4 protein-coding genes are annotated in these 4,454 nt (G+C 68.0%); 1 reads left to right on the top strand and 3 read right to left on the bottom strand.

Annotated features, from left to right (window positions below; genetic code table 11):
- Window positions 1–76 precede the first annotated feature (76 nt).
- From ACESMN_RS13450 to ACESMN_RS13440, 3 genes are all read right to left on the bottom strand, one after another.
- Window positions 77–1,063, bottom strand: coding sequence for a PA2778 family cysteine peptidase (locus tag ACESMN_RS13450; protein WP_373054118.1), 987 nt, complete (start codon window positions 1,061–1,063; stop codon window positions 77–79).
- Between the two features lie 63 nt (window positions 1,064–1,126).
- Complete coding sequence (locus ACESMN_RS13445; protein WP_373054117.1) at window positions 1,127–1,525, bottom strand: DUF6627 family protein; 399 nt, start codon at window positions 1,523–1,525, stop codon at window positions 1,127–1,129.
- A gap of 251 nt (window positions 1,526–1,776) precedes the next feature.
- Complete coding sequence (locus tag ACESMN_RS13440) at window positions 1,777–3,042, bottom strand: 6-phosphofructokinase (RefSeq protein ID WP_373054116.1); 1,266 nt, start codon at window positions 3,040–3,042, stop codon at window positions 1,777–1,779.
- Between the two features lie 341 nt (window positions 3,043–3,383).
- On the opposite strand from ACESMN_RS13440, the gene ACESMN_RS13435 reads away from it, so the two are divergent.
- Window positions 3,384–4,397, top strand: coding sequence for a class 1 fructose-bisphosphatase (locus ACESMN_RS13435; RefSeq protein WP_373054115.1), 1,014 nt, complete (start codon window positions 3,384–3,386; stop codon window positions 4,395–4,397).
- The last annotated feature ends 57 nt before the right edge of the window (window positions 4,398–4,454 follow it).

Raw genomic sequence — 4,454 nt, 5'->3', positions numbered from 1 at the left:
GTGGTGGGCACACTTCGTTTTGCCCACCCTACGGCCTTCTTTCAAGACCCGGGGAGGCGCCCGTGCGCAATGACAGTTATCGGGCTGGCCGCTCCACGCGCAGGCCGTAGGCGGGACAGGGCGGCGCCGGCCGGCAGTCGGCACCGGCGGCCTCTGCGGTGGCCATGGTGCGTGCGGTGCGCTCGTAGACCGGCGCCTGGGGCGCCAGCGCCACCGCGCAGTCGGCCGCCTGGCGGGCCTGGGGCCCGCACTGGCGGGCAGCGAGCACGTGGGCGAGATTGTTCCACGCCTCGTGCCGCTCCGGCTGGCGCTGCAACAGCTCGCGCAGGGCGCTCTCCGCCGGCTCGAAGCCGCCCGCGGCGAAGTGGGCATTGGCCAGTCCGAGATAGCCGATATGCTGGTCGGGCCAGCGCTCGATTGCCGCCCGGTAGCCGGTGCGGGCGGCGTCCAGCCTGCCGGTCTGCTCGAGCTCGTGCACCGCACGCAACCAGGACAGCGGCTCCGCGGTCACGGCGGGCTGCTCCGGCGGGACCGCGACGAAGGCCCAGCGCTCGCCGCGCGCCCAGGTCCGCTCGAACCGGGACAACTCGTTCACGTGGCGCTCGATGGTGCCGCTGCGCAGCACCAGCTCCGCTGCCTCGAGGTCGTAGCCGATCACCACCGCGTAGTGCCAGCGCGGCGCGAACCCGAGCCCGAGATTCTGGAACACCAGGACCGGATTGCCCGCGGCGACCTCCGCGAGGACATCGTCAAGCTCCGGCCGCAGCCGGTAGGCCACCAGACCCCGAGCCCGGGTCGCGGCGCGCATTTCCGCCTGGAGACTGCCCTGGCGCTCCGGAACGTAGACCTCGGACACGAGATCGTCGGGATCGACGCCGAGTCCCTGCCAGTCCAGCACCGTCGCCAGCGCAGCGGGCCCGCACTGGTATTGCTCCTGCGGGAAGAACGCGACCTCGGCCAGCTCCACCCGCTCCGGCAGCTCCGCCGGAGGGGCCGTCGCGAGGCGGCTGCTCTGGGGCGCGGTGGCGCAGGCCGACAGGAATGCGACGACCAGCCCGAGCAGGAGCAGCCGCGCGGCCAGCCGCGGATACCGGCGACGGAACGGTATTGACTGCCGGAACACCGGTCAGCGTGAGGGTTGCACGAAGGCGAAGATATTCGTGAGCCCGATCGCATCCGTGATCACGAAGACCAGGAATACGATCAGCACGACCTCCAGGGTGCTGGCGCCACCGGCGGGCAGCTGCTCGAGGCGCGCGCTCAGGTCGGCGACCTCGCGGTCGGTCAGGCGCGCCACACGGGCCTCGGCATCCGCGGGATCCACGCCCAGGCGGGCCAGCGTGTCCCGGACCTCCCCGCTACCGAGGCGCTCGACCAGCATCGCGCGCTCGGCATTCGCGTTCGCGGCGTGCAGCAGCGCGCCGGTGTCCAGCATGCCCGCCATCAGCGGGGTGGCCGGCAGCAGGGTCAACAGCAGCGCGAACAGAAGGGCCAGGGCCTTCGGGGGGTGTTGGCTTGCCTTCATCAGGGTCTCCTCTGGTGGAATCGGGCACGCTGGGCTGCACCCCGGCCCGGACGACGCGATCCCGGCTGGCCGATGGCACCCGGACGGTATCTTGAACCAAACCCGGCGGCGCATAAAGGCACCGGCGCCCGGCAATGAGACCATAAAGAGCAGAAAGAGCAGACAGGGGACAGATTTACAAATCTGTCCCCGGGGGACGCCGCCCCCCCCACCCCCGGGGAACCCGAGCGTACCGATCGGAGCGAAGACCGTCAGTCGTCGTTGACTGTGAACTCAGGACAGCGCTTGGGCAGGAGCATCCCGCGGATGCGCGAGTAGCAGGGGAGGCCGTGCTCGAACGGCGGGTAGTCCTCGCCCTCGATCAGGGGCCGCAGGTAGTCGCGGCAGGCCTGCGTGATTCCGTATCCGTCCGGCGCGATGAATTCCGGGGGCATGCCCCGCTCGATGTTCGCGACCCGTTCCAGCGGCACCCGGCTGATCGTCCAGCGGTAGGGAACGCTGGACTGGCGCAGGATCACCGGCATGAAGCTGTGGTAGCCGGCCACCACGCCCTCCACGGCCGCCTTGCCCACTGCGTAGGCCTGCTGCACGTCGGCGCGCGAGACCAGGTGGCGAGCAGCCCGCTGGATGTAATCCACCACCGACCAATGCAGCTTGTAGCCGGTGCCCCTCTTGATCATCTCCGCGAGCCGCGGCGCGGCGCCGCCCAGCTGGGTATAGGCATAGACGTCGTGGCTCTGGGCCACGGCGAACAGCGAACCGTCCGCGTGCTTCAGGCCCTCCGAGACCACCACCACGCAGTAGCCGTAGCGCTCGATCACCAGCTGCAGGTTGTTCAGGAAGTCCGCCTCGTCGAAGGGCACCTCCGCAAAGAGAATGAGCATCGGCGGCTGGCCGTCGTATTCCTGGGCCAGCGACGCCGCAGCCGCGAGCCAGCCCGCATGCCGACCCATCACCTCGAGGATGAAGACCTTGGTCGAGCTCGTGTGCATCGACTCCACGTCGAGGCTGGCCTCGCGCACCACGGTCGCGATGAACTTGGCCGCGGACCCGAAACCCGGGCTGGTATCGGTGGCGTCGAGGTCGTTGTCGATGGTCTTGGGCACACCGACCGCAGTAATCGGGTACCCCATCAGATCGCTGATGCGCGCGACCTTCAGCGCGGTGTCCATCGAGCCGCCGCCGCCGTTGTAGAAGAAGAAGCCGATGTCGTGGGCGCGGAAGACCTCGACCAGCCGTTCGTACTGCCTCGGGTCGCGCTCCGGATCGCCCAGGTCGAAACGGCAGGAGCCGAAGGCGCCGCCCGGCGTGTGCCGCAGTGCCGCGAGGGTCAGCGGGTCTTCCTGATCCAGATCGAAGATCTCCTCGTTCAGCACCCCGAGGATGCCGTCACGTGCGGCGTAGCAGGTGCCGAAGTGTGCCGGGTGCGCCCGTACGGCCTCGATGACGCCCCAGGCGCTCGCGTTGATCACCGCGGTGACCCCGCCGGACTGGGCGTACAGCGCATTCTTCGGCATTGCTTCCTCCCTTGATGACGACGGCGCGCCCCAGACACGGCGTTCATGCAGAAACGGTACCAGCGATAACTCCTGACAGCCTTTGCTAATATATTGCCGTTGCAGCCGGGATGATGCCCCGGCGCAGCCCTCGCCGGGACGCCGATGCCGGAACCGCAGTCATGGCGGATTCAGCACACAGGGCGCTGGTCGCCGATTCTGTGTTGCCCCGCCCCGTCATGCAAACGCGGATGGGTGGCGCAATCCGGGGCACCGCCCTGTACGGCTGGCGCCGCACCAGGATCGGGCAGGGTCTGCACCAGCATCGCCCGCCATCCATCAGGCCAGCCAGGAAGACCATCATGCATATCGGTACCACTCTCACCAACTACATCATCGAAACGCAGCGCCAGATCCAGGGGGCGACCGGCGAATTCACCGGTCTCCTGAACGACATCGCGGTTGCCTGCAAGAAGATCTCGGGCCTCGTGGACAAGGGCGATCTGATCGGGGTGCTCGGTTCGGCCGGTTCCGAGAACGTCCAGGGCGAGACGCAGAAGAAGCTCGACGTGATCACCAACGAGGTCTTCATCGAGGCGCTCGCGCACAACGGGCACGTCGCGGGTCTGGCCTCCGAAGAGATGGACGAGATCTACCAGCTCCCCGCGGATGCGCCGCGCGGCCACTATCTGGTGCTGTTCGACCCGCTGGACGGTTCCTCGAACATCGACGTGAACGTCTCCGTGGGCACCATCTTCTCCATCATCAAGGCGCCCGAGGGGGTGACCCGTCCCACTCCCGAGGACTTCCTCAAGCCCGGTGCCCGGCAGTGCGCCGCAGGCTACTGCCTGTACGGACCCTCGACCATGATGGTCTTCGCCACCCCGCAGCGCGGCGTGCAGATGTTCACCCTGGACAAGGACTTCGGTGAATTCCTGTTGACGCACGAAGACGTTAAGATCCCCGCCGATACCAGCGAGTTCGCGATCAATGCCTCCAACAGCCGGTTCTGGGAGGAGCCCGTGAAGCGCTACGTGGATGAATGCCTGGCCGGAAAGGAGGGCCCGCGCGGCAAGGATTTCAACATGCGCTGGATCGCCTCCATGGTCGCGGAGGTGCACCGCATTCTGACGCGCGGCGGCGTATTCATGTACCCGGTGGACGAGAAGATGAAGGCACAGAATCAGGGCGGCAAGCTGCGCCTGATGTACGAGGCCAATCCGATGAGCCTGATCATCGAGCAGGCCGGCGGCACCTCCACCACCGGCCGCGAGCGGATCCTGGACATGGTGCCGCAGGACGTGCACCAGCGCGTCCCGGTGATCCTCGGCTCCAGGAACGAGGTCGATCGCATCGTCAGCTACCACGCGAACTGACCGCGACGGCCGGGGCGCGACCGGGGATCGGGCATCGCGGCTGGAAGCCGCTCCCAC

It is taken from the genome of Thioalkalivibrio sp. (assembly GCF_041690275.1).
Classification (GTDB): Bacteria; Pseudomonadota; Gammaproteobacteria; order Ectothiorhodospirales; family Ectothiorhodospiraceae; genus Thioalkalivibrio.
This window is presented reverse-complemented; position numbering and strand designations above follow the sequence as displayed.